This window comes from Shewanella electrodiphila (assembly GCF_023283985.1).
Lineage (GTDB): Bacteria > Pseudomonadota > Gammaproteobacteria > Enterobacterales > Shewanellaceae > Shewanella > Shewanella electrodiphila.
Genome location: NZ_JAKIKU010000008.1, coordinates 176,288 through 199,044, shown reverse-complemented (window position 1 = coordinate 199,044; position 22,757 = coordinate 176,288). Strand labels below are relative to the sequence as shown.

Annotated in this window: 14 protein-coding genes; 7 read left to right on the top strand and 7 right to left on the bottom strand. The window is 41.3% G+C overall.

All coding sequences use genetic code 11. The annotated features are described in order from the left end of the window. Positions 1-53: 53 nt before the first annotated feature. Positions 54-2,960: an RNA polymerase-associated protein RapA gene (rapA, locus tag L2737_RS15395; RefSeq protein ID WP_248956289.1), complete on the bottom strand. Its 2,907-nt coding sequence runs from the start codon at positions 2,958-2,960 to the stop codon at positions 54-56. Between the two features lie 345 nt (positions 2,961-3,305). Here rapA and L2737_RS15390 point away from each other — a divergent pair, with 345 nt between their 5' ends. Further along, positions 3,306-4,700, top strand: coding sequence for a PhoH family protein (locus tag L2737_RS15390; protein ID WP_248956288.1), 1,395 nt, complete (start codon positions 3,306-3,308; stop codon positions 4,698-4,700). 312 nt (positions 4,701-5,012) lie between these two features. Here L2737_RS15390 and L2737_RS15385 read toward each other — a convergent pair whose 3' ends face one another. The 3 genes from L2737_RS15385 to L2737_RS15375 are packed head-to-tail and all read right to left on the bottom strand — an operon-like array spanning position 5,013 to position 6,980. After that, positions 5,013-5,648, bottom strand: coding sequence for a bifunctional 4-hydroxy-2-oxoglutarate aldolase/2-dehydro-3-deoxy-phosphogluconate aldolase (locus tag L2737_RS15385; protein WP_229368469.1), 636 nt, complete (start codon positions 5,646-5,648; stop codon positions 5,013-5,015). A 40-nt stretch (positions 5,649-5,688) separates the two neighbouring features. Next, positions 5,689-6,618: a 2-dehydro-3-deoxygluconokinase gene (gene kdgK / locus L2737_RS15380; RefSeq protein ID WP_102526626.1), complete on the bottom strand. Its 930-nt coding sequence runs from the start codon at positions 6,616-6,618 to the stop codon at positions 5,689-5,691. A gap of 26 nt (positions 6,619-6,644) precedes the next feature. Then, positions 6,645-6,980 carry a cupin domain-containing protein gene (locus L2737_RS15375; protein WP_102526625.1) on the bottom strand — a complete coding sequence of 112 codons (336 nt, stop codon included), beginning with the start codon at positions 6,978-6,980 and terminating at the stop codon, positions 6,645-6,647. A gap of 296 nt (positions 6,981-7,276) precedes the next feature. On the opposite strand from L2737_RS15375, the gene L2737_RS15370 reads away from it, so the two are divergent. The 3 genes from L2737_RS15370 (at position 7,277) to L2737_RS15360 (ending at position 12,444) form a co-directional block, all read left to right on the top strand. Continuing rightward, entirely contained in the window at positions 7,277-9,430 is a 2,154-nt protein-coding gene (locus tag L2737_RS15370; RefSeq protein WP_248956287.1) for a heparinase II/III domain-containing protein, read from the top strand. Position 9,431: 1 nt separating this feature from the next. Then, complete coding sequence (locus L2737_RS15365; protein ID WP_248956286.1) at positions 9,432-11,606, top strand: heparinase II/III domain-containing protein; 2,175 nt, start codon at positions 9,432-9,434, stop codon at positions 11,604-11,606. A gap of 352 nt (positions 11,607-11,958) precedes the next feature. Then, a complete protein-coding gene (locus tag L2737_RS15360; protein ID WP_248956285.1) occupies positions 11,959-12,444 on the top strand; it encodes a VOC family protein in 486 nt (161 codons plus the stop codon). Between the two features lie 94 nt (positions 12,445-12,538). Here the strand turns inward: L2737_RS15360 and L2737_RS15355 are convergent, their stop codons facing one another. Continuing rightward, positions 12,539-13,912 carry an MATE family efflux transporter gene (locus tag L2737_RS15355; protein ID WP_248956284.1) on the bottom strand — a complete coding sequence of 458 codons (1,374 nt, stop codon included), beginning with the start codon at positions 13,910-13,912 and terminating at the stop codon, positions 12,539-12,541. Positions 13,913-14,038: 126 nt separating this feature from the next. Continuing rightward, complete coding sequence (locus tag L2737_RS15350) at positions 14,039-14,749, bottom strand: FadR/GntR family transcriptional regulator (protein ID WP_102526620.1); 711 nt, start codon at positions 14,747-14,749, stop codon at positions 14,039-14,041. A gap of 767 nt (positions 14,750-15,516) precedes the next feature. On the opposite strand from L2737_RS15350, the gene L2737_RS15345 reads away from it, so the two are divergent. Then, a complete protein-coding gene (locus L2737_RS15345; protein ID WP_229368476.1) occupies positions 15,517-16,332 on the top strand; it encodes a FadR/GntR family transcriptional regulator in 816 nt (271 codons plus the stop codon). Between the two features lie 104 nt (positions 16,333-16,436). Here L2737_RS15345 and L2737_RS15340 read toward each other — a convergent pair whose 3' ends face one another. After that, positions 16,437-18,155, bottom strand: a complete 1,719-nt coding sequence (locus L2737_RS15340) for a sodium:solute symporter family transporter (RefSeq protein WP_371996724.1) — start codon at positions 18,153-18,155, stop codon at positions 16,437-16,439. 711 nt (positions 18,156-18,866) lie between these two features. Between L2737_RS15340 and L2737_RS15335 the strand changes: the two genes are divergently transcribed. Next, positions 18,867-20,120, top strand: a complete 1,254-nt coding sequence (locus L2737_RS15335) for an alginate lyase family protein (protein ID WP_248956283.1) — start codon at positions 18,867-18,869, stop codon at positions 20,118-20,120. Between the two features lie 2,229 nt (positions 20,121-22,349). Next, positions 22,350-22,736, top strand: a complete 387-nt coding sequence (locus L2737_RS15330) for a hypothetical protein (RefSeq protein ID WP_248956282.1) — start codon at positions 22,350-22,352, stop codon at positions 22,734-22,736. Positions 22,737-22,757 lie beyond the last annotated feature (21 nt).

The window sequence follows — 22,757 nt, the reverse complement described above, 5'->3', positions numbered from 1 at the left end:
AAGCCCCGTACTAATAAGAAGTTCAGGGCTTTTAGCGTTATGTTAGCAGTGTATTATACGTGGCTAACTAATACCATTCTAATAGCATCTAGCTGGAATTGACTGTCATCAATGTAGCTATTGAGCTCAGCCATTTGATTACGGATATAGTCTAACTCAGAATCACGAATGTTAGGGTTAACCGCTTTAAGTGCTTCTAAACGTGTTAATTCACCGTTTAATTGCAGCGTCATCTTGTCACGAGCTTGTTCAACTAATTCAGCTAAAGCCGCTTGAGCTTGCTCTTCACCTTTGGCCAGTAATGGATGCAAAATTGGTTGAGATGCATTGACAAGCTTACTGGCAATATGACGATTAACCGCACTAAGCTGCTTATCAAAGCTTGCATAATCCACTTTATCAGAGAGGTTAAGACCATTTTTATCCAGCAACACGCGGATTGGTGTTGGCGGCATATAACGGTATAACTGCGATGATTTAGGGGCACTGACATCAGCCATGTAAATCAATTCTAAGAACAAGGTGCCAGCAGGTAAGGCTTTGTTTTTAAGCACTGCCACACTGGTGGTACCGGTTTCAGAGTCTGTGATTAAATCTAATGCCGTTTGTACTAGCGGATGCTCTTGCGAGATAAACGCAATATCATCACGAGACAATGCAGTTTCACGGTCAAACGTGACAGACACACCATCTTCAGGTAAGCCTGGGTAAGATGGGAACAGCATGTGTTCACTTGGGCGCAGTACGATAGAGTTCTCGCCGCGATCTTCTTGATCGACACCGATAATGTCCCATAAACGGATCACAGAGCCGATTAAATGAGTATCAGAATCGCGTTCTGCTAAACGTTCAACGAGTTTCTTCGACTGCTCACCACCATGAGAGTTAATTTCTAATAACTTATCACGGCCTTGTTCCATCGCTTGCTTAAGCTCTTGGTAACGAGTTTGTGTGTGATTCAGTAATTGGGTCATTAACTCTGGGTCGGCATCGTTCAGCACCGCTGTTAATTCGTCAGCGAATTCAGAGTAAAGAATGTGGCCACTAGGACAGGTTAACTCGAACGAGTTAAGCCCTTGATGGTACCAATTCATTAAACGCTCTTGCGCGGTATCTTGTAGGTACGGCAAGTGAATTTGAATATCGTTTTGTTGACCAATACGATCTAATCGACCAATACGCTGTTCAAGTAAGTCAGGGTTTAGCGGCAAGTCAAACAACACAAGGTGACTTGCGAACTGGAAGTTACGTCCTTCTGAGCCAATTTCAGAACAAATCAGGGCCTGCGCACCGCCTTCTTCTTGAGCAAAGTAGGCGCCAGCTTTATCGCGCTCGATGATCGACATACCTTCATGGAATACCGTTGCTTGAATACCTTCGCGGGTACGTAATGCTTCTTCAAGGCTTAAAGCGGTTTCTGCTTGGCTAGCAATAATCAATACTTTTTTACTGCGGTGTTCTTTTAAAAAGTCGATTAACCAGTCAACGCGGGGATCAAATTTCCACCAACTGGCGCTTTCACTTTCAAAAGCTTGGTAAAGCTTTTCTGGGCTTAGGGACTGCTTGGCTTGATCTTGCGGTGATTTTTTAGAACCCATCATCGCATTCACACGCTCAGCAGTAACATATTCTTGCGGCATGGCTAACGGATGTGGATTAAAGAATCGTTTAGGGAAACCACTGACTGATGCGCGGCTATTACGATAAAGAATTCGGCCAGTACCATGGCGATCAAGTAGCTCTTGCAATAACTCATCACGAGAAGCTTGTTTAACGTCATCAGCCACATCTTCAGCCTGAATAACATTAATGCTAGGCATAATGTCTTTTTCGCTCAGCAGCTCAGTTAAGCTGTTAATGGCGCTGTCTGCAAGCTTGGTGTTGGCAGTGAGAGCTTCGGCGGCTTCTGCCACACTTTGGTAGCTTTTTTCTTCTTCAAGAAAGGCTTCATAATCGTAGAAACGATCAGGGTCGAGTAAACGTAGACGCGCAAAATGGCTCTGATGACCAAGTTGATCAGGAGTTGCGGTAAGCAATAACACGCCTGGGACTTCTTCACTTAATGCTTCAACAATTTGATATGCACGGCTCGGCGCTGTTTCGCTCCACTCAAGGTGATGCGCTTCATCAACGACCATTAAATCCCAATCAGCATCAATAGCTTGTTCTAAGCGGCGTTTTTTACGCAACAGCTCAAGCGAACAAATGACTAATTGTTCAGTATAAAATGGATTGTCGTTATCAGCATAAGCCTCTACACAACGGTCTTCGTCGAAAATTGAGAACTTCAAATTAAAGCGACGCAGCATTTCGACTAACCACTGATGACGTAAAGTATCAGGTACGATAACCAAGATACGTTCAGCACGGCCAGTGAGCAGCTGTTGATGAATGATTAAACCTGCTTCAATGGTTTTACCTAAACCGACTTCATCAGCCAGTAATACGCGCGGCGCATAACGACGACCCACTTCATGGGCAATCCACTGTTGGTGTGGAATTAAGCCTACACGTGGACCTTGCTGGCCAAGTAAGTCAGAGGTAGCCAATTTATGCCGCAATAGCTGACTTTGGTAACGAATACCAAAACGCTCTAAACGGTCAATTTGACCTGCAAATAAACGATCTTGAGGTTTGTTAAAACGAATATTGTGGTTCAACAGAGTTTCACGTAAACGAACACTTTCATTCGTTTCACTGTGAATGCCGATGTAGGTCACTAAACCATCTTTTTCTTCGACTTCATTGACGGTAAGTTTCCAGCCTTCATGGCTTTCAATTGAGTCACCTGGATTAAAAATTACACGAGTTAATGGGGCTTCATCGCGTGAAAACAGACGGTTTTCATCGGCGGCAGCAAACAGTACAGTGACCATGCGTCCTTCGACGGCGACAACAGTACCTAAACCAAGTTCTGACTCGGTATCACTAATCCAGCGTTGACCTAAAGCAAACGGCATTTTTTACTCTCATTCGGGGCTGATTAAAACAAAGGGCGCGTATGTTATAACAAACGCTGCTAGATTTAAATTCTAGCAGCGATTTAAATATTCATGATCGACAATTTTATTTAGCTAAGTCTGAATTTGCCACATTATTGTCATCTAAATGACATCTTTATTCCCCTAAACTGACCTAGTAAACATCCGATTAACTATTGAGAGTTAATAGATTTGCTGGCATAGTTTAATTGTGCACTGATAGAGATTATCTATCGCTGTAAGTTTATTATATTTTTAATATCAGGAGTTTAAACTGGATTAATCCCTTAGTTACCCCTTTGCATTGAGCACTCTGGAGGCGCCATGGAACATAACGACAGAAAGTTGTTTGTACTGGATACCAATGTGTTACTGCATGAACCTTTAGCGATATATTCGTTTAAGGAACATGATGTAATCATCCCAATGACAGTGTTAGAAGAGTTAGACAATATTAAGGACAGAAAGCACGACATCAGTCGTGATGCGCGAGTCGCCATTAGGGCATTAGAGGATATTCTCGGAGGAAAGACCTCACCAGAACAAATCCTTAACGGTGTATCACTCCCAGCTCGCGAAGGTCATTTAGACGTTTCAGGCAGTTTATCCATTTTCCCAGACCATCAAATCGATTTTACAGCAGGCGATCTGCCCGGTGATAACAACGATAACCGCATCATTAATACCGCTCTGCATCTGCAAAAAACTCACTCACCCCGTCAAGTCGTGTTAGTCACCAAAGACATCAACATGCGCCTAAAAGCCAAGGGTGCGGGCATTGAAAGGGTTGAAGATTATCGAACCGATCAATTAATTGACGACATTCGCTTTCTTGCCAAAGGGTTTTATCAATTTGAAGATGATTTCTGGGGCAATGTTGACAAGGTTTCTACAGATCGCATCGCCGGAAAAACTGTTCACCAAGTGAATATTTCAGAAGTGGGTAACGAGCCATTTTATAAAAACCAATATTTAATTGATGAAGCCACTGAATTTTGCGGCAAGGTCGCAAGTCGCACCGAAACCCACCTTAATATTATTGATTATGGTCGTGACCGACTTGAGCATTTGCAGGCGTGGGGGATTAAACCAAAGAATATTTATCAAGGTATGGCGCTTAATGCCTTACTCGATCCTGAAATTGATTTAGTTATTCTTACAGGGCCCGCAGGTTGCGGTAAAACCTTAATTGCCATGGCTGCAGCACTTGAGTTAGTGGTTGAGAAAAAACAATACGAGAAGGTTATTGTCACTCGTAACACGCCTGAAATTGCCGAGTCTATTGGTTTTTTACCTGGCACAGAAGAAGAGAAAATGGCGCCGTGGCTGGCAGCGATTACCGATACCCTCGAAGTACTACACAAAAATGATGTTAACCCAACTGGCAGCATGAACTACATTATGGAAAAGGCCAACGTGCAGTTTAAGTCGATTAACTTTATGCGGGGCCGCTCGATTCAGGACTCAGTGGTCATTTTAGATGAATGTCAAAATCTGACGGCATCACAAATTAAAACCATGATCACCCGAATGGGCGAGGGCACTAAGTTGGTGTGCTGTGGTAATTTATCGCAAATTGACTCAACCTATTTGACTGCGGTGACTTCAGGGCTAACCTACATTGTGGAACGCTTTAAAGACTTTGATGGTAGTGCCAATATTTACCTAAATGGCGTGGTGCGCTCACGCTTGGCTGAATTTGCTGAGGAGCATTTATAGCAAGTAGTAAGTAGCTAGTAGCAAGTAGTAAGTAGTAAGTGTGAGTTGATGATAAAGGCATCACTTCACAAATCATTAAGCCATCGGTTTTCATCGATGGCTTTTTTGAACATTCGATTAGCACCAATTGACTTGTATCAACTGACTTGTATCAACTGACTTGTATCAACTGACTTGTGAGCTAATTTACAGGCATAAAAAAACACTGATGTTCTAACATGCAAATAGAACAATCAGTGTTGAGTTGTCTGCTGATGAATCAGACTAGCGCTGAGGGAACAGCATTGTTTTTATTGTTAATTTTTACTCATATTAGGCTACGTGAGCCACTGCTTCTTTAACTAAACGACCAATTTCTTCCCATTGACCTGCAGCAATCATTTTCGGCGGTAACATCCAAGTACCACCACAAGCTAGTACCGCTGGAATCGCTAAATATTGATCGACATTCGATAAACTTACGCCACCAGTAGGCATGAATGACACTGGGTAAACAGCCGTTAATGCTTTAAGCATTGGGATCCCGCCAGATGGTTCTGCTGGGAAGAACTTAACAGTCTTAAGGCCCATTTCCATCGCTTGTTCAACCAAACTTGGGCTATTTACACCAGGAATGATGGGAATGTTTTTATCTAAGCAGTACTGCACGACTTTTGGATTAAAACCAGGACTAACGATGAAGTCCACACCTGAATCGATAGCATCATCAACTTGCTCAGGGGTTAAGATAGTTCCAGCACCAATCAACATATCTGGAAAAGCTTCACGCATATTACGGATAGCTTGTGATGCACAAGCAGTTCTGTAAGTCACTTCGGCACAGTTCATGCCGTTTTCGACCAGCGCTTTTCCGAGTGGTACAGCGTCATCAGCATTTTCAATTGCGATAACAGGGATAACTTTTAATTGTGATAGTTGTTCGTTTAATGTCGGCACAGTATTTCTCACTTCTTACTCATTATTTAATAGGCTTAAATCAGGCTCAAATTTAGCCCAAACTAGGCATAGCATCTGGATGTATAATCGCACCTGCATGTTGGATGACAGTGCCAGCAAGTAAGTGACCTGCTTTGGCTGCTTGTTCTGTCGTGCCACCGGTTAATCTTTTCGCAAGGTATCCTGCGCTAAAAGAGTCGCCAGCTGCAGTAGTATCAACTACGTTTTCTACAAACGTCGCCGCGACACTGATCCTTGAATCTGGGGTGATCACCAAGCAAGGCTCACTGCCCAGTTTGACAACGATTTCAGATACACCAAGGTTTGAGGTGCGCTCAATACATTGTTCAACATCAGTGTCACCATATAGAGCTTGTTCATCTTCAAAGGTTAAACAAGCAATGTCAGTGAATGACAACATTGTTTTGTAACTTGCTATAGCTTGAGCTTTATCTTGCCAAAGCTGTGGACGGTAATTATTGTCAAAAATAACCTTGCCGCCTGCTTCTTTAAATTGCTCAAGCACACTGAATAAAGTTTTACGGCTTTCACTGGTTAAAATAGCCAGTGAAATACCACTTAAATACAGATAATCAAAATCGATCAAAGACGCTGCCAGCTTTTTGCTGCCAGCTTGCTCAAATAAGTACTTCGCAGCGGCATCATTACGCCAGTAATAAAAAGAGCGTTCGCCGCAATCATCAGTTTCAATGTAATAAAGACCTGGCTGCTTGTTTTCAACATGCAATACATAATCAGTATTGATGCCTTCAGCCTGCCAAGTGTCTTTCATGGAAGTACTAAAAGGGTCATGACCTAACGCAGTAACATAATGGGTCGCTAAATTGGCACCTTGGGTAAGGCGCGCTAAATACAAAGCGGTATTTAACGTGTCTCCACCAAAGTTTTGCGCCAGCAATTCGCCTGATGGCCTTAGCTCAACCATGCATTCGCCAATAATCGCAATTTTTTGATTTTTCATATTCCAGTGCCTATTTAGAGGTTAAGTTACTTAAGGAAGTCTTCTCTTGAAGGCGAGAAAACATCGACCAGAATACTGTCTTCTTCTAGTGCTACTACGCCGTGCTCAAAATGTTTACGCGCAATAAATGCATCACCCGCATTAAGAATTTTTTTCTCACCATTAATTTGAGCTTCAAAGCTACCTTTCACTACATAACCAATTTGATCATGAATTTCGTGAGTGTGCGGGGTACCAATAGCACCTTTTCCAAAGCAAAGGTGAACCACCATTAAATCATCCGTGAAGCCTACAATTTTACGCTTAATCCCTTCACCGACTTCTTCCCATGGATGCTCATCTGCTTTAAAAAATATATTCATTGTGTTTCTCCGAAGCGTTTTAAATATTGCTAATCATCAATATTTAGTTATCATAATGCTTACTTTTGATTTGTAATACAATATGTTTTTATTTGTGTGAGCTAAATCAACTATTCTTTATTGGGCGAATTATAAGGTATTTATCCGTAAAACGCTGTATAGCTTGAATATGGCCATTTGATTGCGAATGTGATCAAGTTCATTTTTCTGATAGGATTAGATATATCTATGACGCATATTGTATTACTTTATGTGCAGCTCTTAAATTTCATGACTGTAAAAAGGTGACAAAACCTATGGCAACGCAACCAATATTGCTTACTGAAGCCGAGATTTCGCTGTTAAGTAAAGAAGTAGGTCGTTCAAGCTTGATGGGAAAGACCATCGCGGCTAACCAGAAAGACGTCGATGCATTTATGCAACTGCCTATAGATATTCCTGGGCATGGTGAAGCAGGTGGCTATGAGCACAACCGTCATAAGCAGAACTACACTTACATGAATTTGGCCGGTCGTTTATTTTTGATCACTAAACAGCAAAAGTACGCTGATTTTGTTATTGAAGTTTTAGAGCAATACGCAGATAAATACCTTACTTTTGATTTTCATGTTCAAAAGAATACCAATCCAACAGGTCGTTTATTTCATCAAATTCTTAACGAGCATTGCTGGTTGTTCTACACCAGTATTGCTTATTCTTGTGTCGTTTCTGAAATGACACAAGCTCAACAAGAACGTATCAAAGAACGCATTTTTGAACCTATGCTAGATATGTTCACTGTAAAATATGCCCATGATTTTGACCGCATTCATAATCATGGCATATGGGCTGTAGCCGCAGTGGGGATATGTGGCTTAGCCATTGGTAAGCGTGAATACCTAGAGCACGCTGTATATGGTTTAGACCGTGATGACACCGGTGGATTCTTAGCGCAAATATCACAATTGTTTGCACCATCGGGCTACTACATGGAAGGCCCTTACTACCATCGCTACGCTATTCGCCCAACTTGTGTGTTTGCTGAAGTATTACATCGTCATATGCCAGAAGTGGATATTTACAGCTACAAAGACGGCGTGATTGGCAACACAGTGCAGGCGTTATTATCAACGGCTTATCCTAATGGTGAATTCCCAGCATTGAATGATGCTTCTCGTACCATGGGGATTACCGATATGGGCGTTCAAGTGGCAGTCAGTGTTTATAGCAAACATTACGGGCTTGATGACAACTTATTAGGCATGGCGAAAATTCAAGATGCTGTGTGGATGCACCCATGTGGCTTAGCATTATCGCAAGCATTTGAACAAGCGACCCAAGAACGTGAAATTGGCATGCCATTTTGGCCGAGTGTAGAGCTTAACGAAGGCCCTGAAGGCCAAAGTGGCGCACAAGGTTTTATCCGTATGCAGGATAAAAAACAAGATGTATTCCAGTTGGTTATGAATTACGGCCAACACGGTATGGGTCATGGCAACTTCGATACTTTAGGTATTACTTACTTTAACCGTGGCCAAGAAGTATTACGTGAATACGGTTTTGGTCGCTGGGTTAACGTTGAGCCTAAATTTGGTGGCCGTTACTTAGACGAAAACAAATCTTATGCTCGCCAAACGATTGCCCATAACCTGGTCACGATTGACGAAACGTGCCAAAACTACTTTGACGTTAAGCGCGCAGATGGGGTTCATGGTATCCCTCACTTCTTCGCTATCGACAGCGACAACATTAAAGGCATGAGCGCATTTGCCAATGACCATTACGATGGTTTCGACATGCAGCGCAGCGTATTTATGTTGAACATTGAAGAACTTGAAGCCCCGCTTTTATTAGATCTTTATCGCTTAACGGGTGAAGGTGAGCATCAGTATGATTACTCACATCAATATGATGGCCAGATTATCCGTACTAACTTCGAATACACCACTCATCAAGAACTCGACACCCTTGGTGATAAAGATGGTTACCAGCATTTATGGCACGTTGCAGATGGCAAAGTAAATGACACTGCATTGGTTAGCTGGTTGCAAAACCATAATTATTACACTTGGTTAGGCACAAGCTCTAACGACAATGATCAAGTCATCTTTACCCGCACAGGGGCAAATGACCCAAGCTTTAATTTACGCAGCGAGCCAGCGTTTACGCTACGCAGCAAAGGTGGCAACACGTTATTTGCTTCGGTATTAGAAACTCACGGTTATTTCAACGAAGAGTTTGAGCAATCAGTTAGTGCTCGTGGCCAAGTGAAAAATATTAAGGTTGTTGGCCACAATGAAGTGGGATCAGTCGTAGAGATTGAAACCGCTAGCAGTGTCGTTACAGTGATGATCAGCAACCAAGCTGATGCGACTAAAACCACTGAGCATCATCTAGATATCAACGGTCAAACTTATACTTGGACAGGGTTTTACGCTGTATCAAGCCAAGCGACAGTGCAGGAGAAGTAACATGAGTTATCAACCATTATTAATCAGCTTTGATGAAGCAATTGAGCTACGTAAAGAGCTGGGTCAAGATACGCTTCTTGGCAATGCATTGAGCCGTGATATTAAACAAACAGGCAGCTATATGGCCGAAGTGGGCATTGAAGTGCCAGGCCATGGTGAAGGTGGTGGTTATGAGCATAACCGTCATAAGCAAAACTATATCCATATGGATCTTGCTGGCCGTTTGTTCTTAATCACTGAAGACACTAAATACCGTGATTACATTGTTGATATGCTCACAGCATACGCGACCGTGTACCCAACACTTGAAAGCAACGTCAGTAAAGACTCTAACCCACCGGGTAAGCTGTTCCACCAGACGTTAAACGAAAATATGTGGATGCTTTACGCATCTTGCGCGTATAGCTGTATTTACCACACATTAACTGACGATCAAAAACGCTTAATTGAAGATGATCTTTTGAAGCAAATGATCGAAATGTTTGTGGTGACTTACGCTCATGACTTCGACATCGTTCATAATCATGGCCTATGGGCTGTGGCTGCTGTAGGTATTTGTGGTTATGCCATTAATGACCAAGAATCAGTGGATAAAGCACTATATGGCTTAAAGCTTGATAAAGTTAGCGGTGGTTTCTTAGCGCAATTAGACCAATTGTTCTCGCCTGATGGCTATTACATGGAAGGGCCTTATTATCACCGTTTCTCACTGCGTCCAATTTACTTGTTTGCAGAAGCGATTGAACGTCGTCAGCCTGATATTGGCATTTACCAGTTCAATGACTCAGTGATTAAAACCACGTCTTATGCAGTATTTAAAACCGCATTCCCAGACGGTTCTTTACCTGCATTAAACGATTCATCGAAAACGATTTCGATTAACGATGAAGGCGTGATCATGGCAACATCTGTATGTTTCCATCGTTACGAGCAAACTGAAACCTTACTCGGTATGGCGAATCATCAGCAAGATGTGTGGGTTCACTCTTCAGGACAAACCTTGTCTACGGCAGTGGCTAACGCTGACGATATCAAGCCGTTTAACTGGGGCAGTTTATTCGTTACAGATGGCCCAGAAGGCGAAAAAGGTGGCGTGAGTATTTTACGTCATCGTGATGCGAAAGATGATGACACTATGGCACTGATTTGGTTTGGCCAGCACGGCAGTGATCATCAATATCACTCGGCGCTGGATCATGGCCATTATGACGGTTTACATTTAAGTGTATTTAATCGCGGTCATGAAGTGTTAAACGACTACGGCTTTGGCCGTTGGGTTAACGTTGAGCCAAAATTTGGCGGCCGTTATATCCCAGAGAACAAATCATATTGTAAGCAGACCGTTGCGCACAACACAGTGACAGTTGACCAGAAAACCCAAAACAACTTTGATACTGCCACGGCTGAATCTAAGTTTGGCCAAAAGCACTTCTTTGTTGCGGATAACCCAGCATTGCAAGGCATGAGTGGCGTTATCAGCGATTATTACGACGGCATTACCATGCAACGTAGTGTGATATTGGCTGAGCTCGAAGAGTTTGAAAAACCATTAGTCATTGATGTTTACTTGATTGAAGCTGATGCTGAGCACCAATACGATTTGCCGGTTCATTATAGTGGTCAAATCATTAGAACTGACTTTGACTACGACGTGGAAAGCAAACTACGTCCATTAGGCAAAGACAATGGTTATGAGCACTTGTGGAATGTCGGTTCAGGTAAAGTTGAAGCAAGCGCATTAGTGACCTGGTTACATGACAGCAGCTACTACAGTTTAGTTACTAGCGCAGTTGAGCACAGTGAAGTGATTTTTGCGCGCACAGGTGCCAATGATCCTGACTTTAATATGCGTAGCGAGCCTGCGTTAATTATGCGTCAATCGGGCAAAAACCATGTGTTTGCCTCGGTACTTGAAACCCACGGTTACTTTAACGAGTCAACTGAAGCATCATTGAATGCGCGTGGCGAAGTAAAGTCAGTTAACGTGATGGGCCATGACGACATTGGTACCGTCATTCGTATTGAAACGATTAAAGGTAATGACTACTACTTTGCAATTTCAAACGAAGAAGAAGCCAAGCATGCTGAAACCCGCACCGTGAAGTTTGATTCTCACTACTACACTTGGACTGGGGCATTTGCTCAAGTCGAGCCTACAGATGTAGAGCCAGCGTAAACGGCTATTATTTGATAGCTTTAAAGCAGCTTAAGTAACAGCTTAAAAAACAGTTTATTTAAGCAAGTTTATCTTAATCATAAATGGGAAGCAGTTGCTTCCCATTTTTATTGGGCGTATTTCAGGGTATCTAAGATCATCATTAGGGTGCTGAGTTAAAGCGATGCAATGAATAACTCTAGTAAGACTGAACCATAAACTATGTGATAAATGTAACTTGTGATAAATGAAAGTTTGATAAATAAAAATAATCATTTTAATAAAATCTAATAATTTTTATTTATTAATGGTTGAGCTTAATATTACCTCATCGAACAGAACATGGTTTCACTAATAGAATTTGAGGTAAGTTATGAAAATGAATCACGTCGGTATTATGGTCGGTGACATGGACCAAGCGGTTGAGTTTTACACTAAAGCTTTAGATATGAAGGTTGTCATGGGCAACACTAAAGTGAAAGAAGAACGTGAAACGGCTATCGGTAGAATGTGTATCGCGGTATTTGGTGAAGGCTTTAAAGGTTTTAACATTGCTCACTTACTTACATCAGATGGCATTGGTTTTGAGCTTTTTGAAATGAAAGAGCGTCAAGAGCGTCACGAAGTAGACTTCTCACGCATTGGTATTTTCCATTTTTGTTTGCAAACTGATGATTTTCACGGTGTTATCAAACGCACTCAAGCGCTTGGCGGTAAAGTCCGTATGGACATCATGCGTTACCATCCAGAAAGTGATAACAACACTGCACAAATGGTTTATCTAGAAGACCCATTTGGAAACTTATTCGAATTATACTCGCACACGTATGAAGAAACATACGCAGCTGATTACGAGTAATACTTATACTGCAAAAAGGGGCTAACTGAGAAGTTAGCCCTTTTGTTTTATCTGTTTGTCCCGTACAGAGGTAAGCTTAAACCTAGAATTCAGATTAATAACTGAGCTTTTCAGCATCGTGATGACTAAACTCTTTGACCGCTTTTCTGGCTAAAAATCGAAATGGAAACGCTTTAATGATTTCTTCAAAAGGTTGAATTGCAAATGCCCAAAATATTGATGCATCAAAGTACAAGATAAGCAGGGCGCATAAAGGGATTGATATGAGCCACTGACCCGTAAAGTTAATCTTAAATACCGCAGTAGTATGCCCCATTGCTCTGAGCACATGCCCGTGTACTGTGTTGTATCCGCGAACCAGAGGCAAAATAATATAAATTGGCGCAATAATGGCTAACGCCTGATAGGTTTCGTCTGCCATATCAGGGTATATATCGGCAATCCAAAAACTTAAAATGAAGAAAAAGCCCATGGTCATCAGTGAAATTGCTACAGCAAGATTAATGCTGATATTCACATTATCTTCTAAATCATGCAGCTTCTTTGAACCAATGGCTTGGCTGATTGAAATAGCAGAAGAGTGGGCCCAGGCTGTAATAAATTGCCCACCTGCTCGCATCCAAGGCAAGACTAAGGTGATGGCTACGTAAGCGTTAATTGATAGCTGCGAGTAAAGTAACTGATAAACACTGACACCAATAGACAGCATGGTGACATTGGCTGCAACAGGAAAAATTTCCATAAAATGTTTGCGCGCATTGATCAGTGCTTCATGAATATTCAATGCAAGCTTTAACGAGATATTATCTAACGTGGAAACGCACAGAGCGAGGTAAATAAAGCGCACGAAAATAGCCACTAAACTACCCACAGCAGCGCCGACAACGCCAAGCTCTGGGGTGAATGCTGTGCCGTATATGAAAGCGTATGACAAAACTGCATTAATAGGGAGCTCAATCAAATAGCCTTTAAACGCGATTTTTGTTTTGCCCAAGCTATTAAAGAGGGCAATACAAACTTGGGTTACAGCGTTAAAGAGCACCACATACTTGGCAACACTTAAGTAGCGCAGTACTTCAGCCTGTAAGGCGACATCTTGGGTAATTAGCGCGACTATAGATTCTTCAAATAACAGAAGTACAGACCAAAAGACTAATGCGACAGAGAAATTGATACTCATGCCAGACCAGCATGATTTAGTCAGTGCAAGGGCGTTTTTAGAACCTACTGCACGGCTCATAACCAGTTGCGATCCATTGGCCAATGCCATTTGAATGCCCATGATAAACGCCACAATGGTGGTGGCTATTCCCATTGCTGCCAACGGGATTTCACCCAGTGGTGATACTAATAGGGTGTCTATCATCAGCATTGACTGCATCAACAGGGCGTTTAATGCTAAAGGCCAAGCTAAGGCAATGTTATTGCGAACATATTGGTTATGAATATAGCGATTAATGAACTGCATGTTCACCTTTCATTATTATCGAGTTTGTCATTCATTCTTCCTTGAACTAGGGCTTCTGTACTTGGTACTTCAGTTTGCAGTTAACTGATAGCAACCTCATTTTTTAAGCAGAAGCCTTAGTAAATATTAAGCAGTAGGGACCTCAGAGAACCTTTGATTGTCATCGCGTAATAATTCCTGACAATAGCTGCGTGCTTGGTCGGCATCACCAGACATAATCGAGTCATAAATGCCTTTGTGTTCGTTAATACAAAAGCGGCCACCTTCAGCTGAGTGATCGATAAACAACTTAAAGATGGTGGTTAATATATTGCCGAAAGGAATATAAAACTGATTATCTGTCGATAAGTAGATCGTTTGGTGGAACAAGTGATCGTTAATGGTCCATTGCTCATAATCAAACTCTTCAGCAGCTTTAATCATATTTTGCATTAATACCGACATCTGCTTACGTTGTTCAATTGTGGCGTAGCTGGCTGCCAGTGCACAGGCTTCGGGCTCAATGGCTTTACGTAATCCTAAAAACTTACTTAAGAACACTTCAGTATTTTCAAGCCCTTGAATCCAGTCTAATAACTGTGGGTCAAGAAAATGCCAATTTGCGCGCGCCCTTACCGTCGTACCCACTTTAGGACGTGACTCAATCAAGCCTTTGGCCGATAGCAATTTAGTTGATTCACGTAATGCTGTGCGGCTAACGCCGAACATTTCACATAAATCCATTTCACAAGGAAGTCTCTGCAAAGGCTCAATCTCGCCTGACAAAATTTTACGCGCAATTTGTCTAGCAACTTGCACATGGACTCGTCTGCTTGAATCTTCTACTTGTATGAACATGATCTTGCGATCCTTTTTAAAATGAAAATTGGCTCAAAATATCGATGAGATCAGAACACTTCTAAGCCACATGAGTTGTAGTGCAGTGGGTTTAATGCTCATCATAGATAGTTATAAAATGGTATTACGTATCAGCGACATTTGCCTGTTGGCTCATGGCTAAAAAGGCTGTTATGGAACGGGGTATTCGCAGAACTTGATCAGCATCAAATCATGTATATACCTTTACAATTGAATGAGTGTTTACAGTCGGAATCGCAGATTATTTGCTTATCATGTAAGCAAATAAAGGTAAGCGTTTCACTCATTCTGAGACTCCTTACACTCACCATTTCCTGTTGTATTATACTACAATATACCGTGTTTTTATAAAACCTGTTTATGTTACCAATGGGTGTTAAAAGCTGTTTAGACTCACATATATGAATAAAAGATTAATTTTTATTTATTATCTTTAGCTTGTTTAAAGCTGACTAAGTTGGATAGTTTTGGCTTTATATTGTCGTACAAATATTCAGAGTAAGTACTTCTAAAGACTGAATAAGCTCTAAGTTATTCAGTTCAAACAAGTTTACTTAGTTTGCCATGGTAAGAGTCAAAATATGTACAATCGAGTAAACTCAGTAACGATATGATAGTTATAAAAAAGATAAATATTTTGTCTTTTCTATAGATTGTTTTTCACATGTTAAATTGTCATATGGGTTTGAAGACCGAATGAACTTGATTTTATTTGTATGATTTATCAAAGGCAGGCAACATGAAACTTGTTGAAAATCAGTGTTAAAGTACAGTTTTCAAGCATTCTCGTCTCATATTTATCATGTTATATTGGCGCAATTATCCCAATAACAGCGTTGTATAAGCAAATGGCGAATAGCTTCAATTCAATTTCAGGGGCTAAACGTAGTTTACATTTACACGTTGCCCGCGAAATCGCTCGTGCGATCCTTTCAGGTGAACTTGCTCAAGGCAGTATCATTCCAAGTGAAATGGTATTGTGCGAACAATTTGGTATTAGTCGAACAGCGTTAAGAGAAGCAGTGAAATTACTGACTTCAAAAGGCTTGCTACAGTCACGTCCCAAAATCGGTACACGAGTGGTTGAGAAGATTAATTGGAACTTTTTAGATCCACAATTAATTGAGTGGATGGAAGGGCTGACTGACATTAATGACTTCTGTAACCAATTTTTAGGCTTTCGCCGTGCAATTGAACCAGAAGCTTGTGCATTAGCGGCGCAAAATGCCACTGTCGAGCAGCGTAAAGAGTTGTCTTCAGTGTTTCAGAAAATGAGCGAGTTGAATTCAGCGCCTGAGTTAGACATCGAAGCATGGATTGACATTGATATTCAATTCCATCGGATTATTTTCTTCTCTACGGGTAATGACTTTTACCTGCCTTTTGGCAATATTCTCACCACCATGTTTGAGCACTTTATTGCTTATTCATCTGAAGAAGGTGGCACCTGTTTTAATGAACATAGGTTGATTTATGAAGCCATTATGATTGGTGATTCAACCAAAGCTCGCGAAACATCTCGAGAGCATTTACAGTCAATCAACCACCGAATTAAAGAGTAAGTTAGCTCGTTAATCGGACATAAAAAAACGCAGACCTAGGTCTGCGTTTTTTGTTGGGATAGACAACAGGTTATTAGTCTATTGTCTTAATGCCATTATTGGTTTTACTTAGCTTCTGCTTCTTCTGCAGCCGCCGCATCTTCAATGCTGCTATCAACTGCATTGACTAGCAGTAAACCAACCGAGAGGACAATCACACCACATAATACAAATATCATGCGAGACCAGAAAGGATTCGGTAGAAGGAACATTGCCATGACAAAGATACCTGCTACAGCGATTAATGTCCCTAACATGCGACGTTGCTTGTTATCCAGTTGCTTTTGAGCGTTGCCTTCAGAAACCAGTGGTGTAGCAAGGTTTTCAAAGAACTTATCAACATTCTTTTGACGTTCTTCTGTCAAAGGTTTGTAGAATAAAGTTGAAGCGACAAAGAAACCAGCGGTGAAGACCACGTGTGCCATCAGACCAATCGCAACCGTAATTTCAGACCATTCACGTCCAGTTAACGCTTGTTCTAGACCTAAAGCGTTCTCAACCATTTCAGCAGTAATCACAAAGCCAACAATATAAGAAACAAAGCCACCGACCACTAAGGTTCCCCATGCTGCCCAGTCAGGCGTCTTCTTAATGAAGAATCCACAGAATGCTGGAATAGTCATTGGGAAGCCAATTAAGGCACCAACGTACATCATGGTATCGAATAAGCTTAACCCTTTAAGTGAGTTAATAAATAACGATACTAAGATAATGGCAATACCGAAGAAGGTTGAAGTCAGTTTAGACACTAACATCAATTCTTTTTCGCTAGCATGTGGACGAACGACTGGCTCGTAGAAGTTCTTAACGAAAATACCAGAGTTACGGTTCAGACCTGAATCCATAGAAGACATGGTTGCGGCAAACATTGCAGCAATCAATAGTCCAACCATGCCAACAGGCATATATTCTTGTACGAAGTATAGGTATGCAAAGTCAGCCGCTTTACTACCCGCCTCAGGGTAAATCGCTGCTAAATCAACACCAGAACCCGCTAAGTACCAGCTAGGTAGGAACCAAATAACAGGGCCAATACTCATTAATACACAGGCCAGTAATGCGGCTTTACGTGCATTCTTTGAATCTTTAGCTGCTAAGTAACGGTAAGAGTTCAACATGTTGTTGGTAATACTGAACTGCTTTAAGAAAATGAATACTGCCCATACTGCGAAGATACTTAAGTAGTTAAGATCGCCACCTGCAATAAATGAATCCGTTGGGAAGTTTTCAATAATGTTAGTGATACCACCGCCGTGTACGTAAGCCATTACCGCACAGGTAATCGTTACAGCCATGATAATAACCATTTGCATAAAGTCAGATGCAATAACCGCCCATGAACCACCGGTAACTGACATAACCAATACAACAAGACCAGTCAAAATAATGGTTGTGGTCATGTCAAAGCCGAAGATACCTGATGCAATAATGGCGAGACCATTTAACCAGATACCCGCAGTGATTACGCTGTTTGGCATACCAGTCCAGGTAAATACTTGCTCATTGGCGTTACCAAAGCGCATACGGATTGCTTCAATTACCGTGACAACACGTAGTTGACGGAATTTAGGCGCGAAGTAGACGTAATTCATTAAATAACCAAAGGCGTTGGCTAAGAAAAGAATGGCGACACTAAAGCCGTCTGTGTATGCCTTACCAGCTGCGCCAGTAAAGGTCCATGCGCTGAATTGGGTCATAAAGGCAGTCGCCCCAACCATCCACCACAACATACTTCCGCCCCCACGGAAGTAGTCACTTGTATTACTTGTAAATGTTCGGAACATCCAGCCTATTGCAATTAAGAATAGAAAATAGATGCCTACAATGAGTGTATTTAGCTCCATTTTTATAACCTTTTCTAAGAGTAAATCTATGGGAACCAACATCAGCAATAATGCTGAAAAAAAGCCTTAATTACTCAGTAATCAGACTGACCTTATTAAAAGTGCAAACTTTAAAACTTCAAACATTCTTATTTCATCAACGATTTAGCATCCTGAGTAGTGGATGCATTTGCTAAAGCACATATCGTAGCTGCAATAACCTAAAATCTATTTGTCACACTGACTTATTAAATTGGGTCGCTAACCTCGTTGTTACCTTGACCGCAGTTATTCTTCTTAGGGTGGTAACTTCATTGCGGGTCGAAGACTGCACGCCCCAAATATTCTTAGGTGCTGGCTTTTCGAACTCGCTGTATGAAAACGATAAATGGGAGTGTATTAACCTTTGCCTCTTAGACAAAGTCGATACAGTGAAACCATTTCCCAATAAATCAATAAAATGATACTAACATAATACAATATCAATTGTGAGACGCACATCAAATTTCGTTATAGAAATTATTACCAATAATTAATTGTATTTTTAAGTTGTTGTTTTTGCAGTTTTATATTTATTTGGTTACATAAAGATAGTAATTTTACATGACCTGTATCACTGAATAATTTTTGTCTTATGCTATATTTGTATTACTTAATAGCTGGAGGAAGTAAATGAAAGTCCCAAAATCTTTGTGCGCAGCCGCTTTAATGAGTGTATTTGTAACGAGTCCTGTATTGGCGGCAAATTTTGTTTTTTTAGATGAAGCCACATTGGCAGCTAATCGTGCTTTGTTACATTCAGAAAATGCACCTAAATCAATGCAGCGCAGTTACCAGCAACTACTTGAAGAAGCAGATATCGGCAAAAAGGCAGGTATTTTCAGTGTAGCCCATAAAGGCTTCACACCTCCTAGTGGCGATAAAAATGATTATATGAGCATTAGTCCTTATTGGTGGCCAGATGAATCTAAAGCTGACGGCCTACCTTGGATACGCTTTGATGGGAAAACTAATCCAGCGTCTAAATCTGATGAAACGGACTCAGTAAGAATTGGCACTTTTACTCGTACAGTGCGGGCATTAGCATTAGGTTATTACTTTAGTGAAGATGAAGCCTACGCCAATAAAGCGATTGAATTAGTTCGTGCTTGGTATATAGATGAAGACACACGCATGAATCCCAATGTGAATTTTGGTCAAGGCGTACCAGGTGTGGCAGACGGACGTCGCAGTGGTTTGATCGATACTCGTACCTTGGTTGAACGTAATTTAGATGCGATAGCTATTTTATCTCAGTCACCCTCGTGGACAGATAAAGACGAGCAGGGAATAGAGCAATGGTACAGCGATTATCTTGATTGGTTAATAGAAGACGATTTAAGTGGTGGCCCTAAAGGCGAGGCTTATGCACCTAATAACCACGGCACTTGGTATGATTATCAAATGGCAGGCATTGCATACTTCTTAGGTAATACACATTTAACTAAGCAAATGGTTCAAAAAGGTAAAGTTCGTGTTGATACTCAGTTTGCTGAAGATGGCTCGCAGCCACATGAAGCGCAAAGAACTCGTTCTTATCATTACCATTACTTCAGCTTAGATCCGTTAGTAGGCATTGCTCAACTTGGTGATAAGGTTAATGTTGACTTGTGGCACTATGAAAATGATCAAGGCGTGTCTTTATCGAAAGGCATCGAGTTTATGGTGAATTACAATGATCCTAAAGCCAGTTGGCCTTTTCCTGAAAAAGACAGCCGCAGAATTGCCCGTATGTCACCGATTTACCTAAAAGCAGGTCAAGCGTTGAATAACGAGCAATGGATTAACTTGGCGAAAGACACTGACTTTAGTAATTACAGCGTGAGTAAAAACTTAGCTGAGGTATGGGCACAGCGTGAGATTGAACTGCTGTATCGTTCAAACTAACTGATTCTGACTGCTTAAAATGAAAAGCGAATACTGATATAGGTATTCGCTTTTTAGTTTCAGGGGCTTTTTATTACAAGAATTGATCGCACAGAATTGATTATAAAGAATTGAACATCCAGTAATGACTTATTGTGGGCTCATAAAACAAAGTCGTGGTGCTTAGTTCACACCTGATTTAGACCGTAAACTTCCTTTCTGTATTTCCAAACTCCGTTTGGATAAAGGTCGTGGGTTTTCCACCCACACCCGACCAAGAGGGTATCAACAGCAATACCCTCTTGGATCACCCTGCCGCCCCTAACGAAAAATGCTGAAAAACGCATGTTTTCAACGGGGATTGATCCAGCTTTAGACTTCGTTTGATTACTGCTTCGGTCTTATTCGAAAATGCTAACGCTTCCGATGGTGCATCCCTGCACCGCGAAAGCTAGCCTGACGTCCTGTCAGGCTCACGCTATTTTCTCTGCGTCCTCAATTCAAATTGAATCTTCTAGTTAATTAGAACTAGATCTTTTTAGCTCTTTAAATTGACGCGAATAAAGTTAAATCGAAGAAATGAAAATTCCGGTGTAAGCGCGGCTGTGACCGTCCATGACATGGACGTCATGGCCGAGCTTTCAGGGACCTTTTGATTTTAATAAAGAATGCAGCGTTTCGCAGTTGTATCTGCACGATAGCCTGCGGCAGGCAATGGGTTAGATAGAGGTAATGGTCTGCAGTAACTGAGCCAATATAAATGAAATATAGAATTGGTGGCCTTAAAACGTTTTTGTCCCAAAATTTGTTAGCAGCTTTAGTCAGCTAATGATTTCTAGGTTTGAATAGAATCTAAATCTAAATCTAAATCTAAATCTAAATCAAGGTCGTGGCGCTTCGCCCACACCAGACCAAAAGGGTATCAACAGCAATACCCTCTTGGATCACCTTGCCGCCCCTAACGAAAAATGCTGAAAAGCGCATATTTTCAACGGGGATTGATCCAGCTTTAGACTTCGTTTGATTACTGCTTCGGCCTTATTCGAAAATGCTAACGCTTCCGATGGTGCATCCCTGCACCGCGAAAGCTAGCCTGACGTCCTGTCAGGCTCACGCTATTTTCTCTGCGTCCTCAATTCAAATTGAACATTCAAAGAAGATCAAAAGCACCCACGCAACTTGAGTAATTTAGCTTTTTAAACTGTCACAAATATAGTCAAATCGAAGAAATGAAAATTCCGGTGTAAGCGCGGCTGTGACCGTCCATGACATGGCGAAGTTTCACTGTGTGAAACGCTCTGAGCGAGAGGCATAGATGCCGAACTGGCCGTTTAACAAGGATGTTATTCGTCATGGCCGAGCTTTCAGGGATGAACTTGCAGCGTGTCACAGTCGTGCTTGCACGATAGCCTGCGGCAGGCAATGGATTAGATTGAAGTGATGGCCTTAAGTAATTTAGCCAATATAGATGAAGTACAAAACATAAACGGGTAACTCGTTTATGCCCCAAAACGAGTTGGTGCTAGCAATGGGATAATCAGCATAAGCTTACTATTTCTAATCGATTATCACCGCCTTACTTGTCGTCCAAATGACTGATTGCCTATACAGTTATAACTGATTTTCTTCAAATTGAGATAATTCTGGGGCCAAAGGATGCGTAAAATGAGCTTTTTACGCATCGATAATTTTATAACATTCAATAAAACCCATAAATATCAATCTACTGCGGAATTTTTTAAAGTGTTGTATAGACCTCGTAAACAAAGATGCATTCTTTCTCCGGCAGTATTATGAGCATTGTTTAAGAGTTTAAGGGAGATACTCTATTTACAACAATGACTTAGCGATGATACCTTTGAAGTTTGAATTGAGCAGCCTGGAACATTATTGTGCTGCTATTGAATAAGCTGTTCTTGACCTGCGGTAGACGATTTTTTAGTAAAAAGAAGTGATATTTTAGTCTAGCCGAGGGAGTAGATAGAACCAAACGCGATGGAAGAAACGCCTATTTTATGGTAGCTTGAAGGCACTTGCTAAGGCTCGTAAAGCGTAGCTTTTAAAGAGACCTGCAATTGACTTCAAGTAAAGAAGCGATGCTTCCCTCACGCCGCAGGGGGGCTTCAATTAAGCCCCAAGGGCATGGAATATGAACTCACGGATTGAGTAGCGACAACCTCCTCTCTCCGAAGTAAAGAACAACCCGTTACATGAGACCTACGGCTCATGAACTATGATCGTTAGGTGCCTATGGAAGAGTTCAACGCCAAGGTGGTGTTTCCAGATAAGATAAATGATGGTGATGTTGAAATTGTAGACATTCATTATGATCTTGAGTTTCTCGATGTCCAAGTCTCAATTTTGGCAACACAAGAAGTTCTAACGTTACGATTTGATATGACTGAAGGCTTTCGTGTACTAGATGAGAGAGATTTACATAATTGGTGGCAAGTCATAACGATGAAAGATGGATGGTGCTTTAAAGTTGAATCAGGAGGTTGGCTTTCTCAAGAAAGTTCACGGACAGACTTTATGATTGGCAGCTTAGAATATTACAAGGAATATCTTATCATTGGACTGGATACTTGTATCAGCGTGATCAGTCAAAAAGAACCTGTGATACTAAAAGGCACCTAACAAGAAATTAAACAAGGACAA

Coding starts and splice junctions, on each gene's coding strand:
- rapA (WP_248956289.1), bottom strand. CDS start 2,960: ATGCCGTTTGCTTTAGGTCAACGCTGGATTAGTGATACCGAGTCAGAA.
- L2737_RS15390 (WP_248956288.1), top strand. CDS start 3,306: ATGGAACATAACGACAGAAAGTTGTTTGTACTGGATACCAATGTGTTA.
- kdgK (WP_102526626.1), bottom strand. CDS start 6,618: ATGAAAAATCAAAAAATTGCGATTATTGGCGAATGCATGGTTGAGCTA.
- L2737_RS15375 (WP_102526625.1), bottom strand. CDS start 6,980: ATGAATATATTTTTTAAAGCAGATGAGCATCCATGGGAAGAAGTCGGT.
- L2737_RS15370 (WP_248956287.1), top strand. CDS start 7,277: ATGGCAACGCAACCAATATTGCTTACTGAAGCCGAGATTTCGCTGTTA.
- L2737_RS15365 (WP_248956286.1), top strand. CDS start 9,432: ATGAGTTATCAACCATTATTAATCAGCTTTGATGAAGCAATTGAGCTA.
- L2737_RS15360 (WP_248956285.1), top strand. CDS start 11,959: ATGAAAATGAATCACGTCGGTATTATGGTCGGTGACATGGACCAAGCG.
- L2737_RS15355 (WP_248956284.1), bottom strand. CDS start 13,912: ATGCAGTTCATTAATCGCTATATTCATAACCAATATGTTCGCAATAAC.
- L2737_RS15350 (WP_102526620.1), bottom strand. CDS start 14,749: ATGTTCATACAAGTAGAAGATTCAAGCAGACGAGTCCATGTGCAAGTT.
- L2737_RS15340 (WP_371996724.1), bottom strand. CDS start 18,155: ATGTTCCGAACATTTACAAGTAATACAAGTGACTACTTCCGTGGGGGC.
- L2737_RS15335 (WP_248956283.1), top strand. CDS start 18,867: ATGAAAGTCCCAAAATCTTTGTGCGCAGCCGCTTTAATGAGTGTATTT.
- L2737_RS15330 (WP_248956282.1), top strand. CDS start 22,350: ATGGAAGAGTTCAACGCCAAGGTGGTGTTTCCAGATAAGATAAATGAT.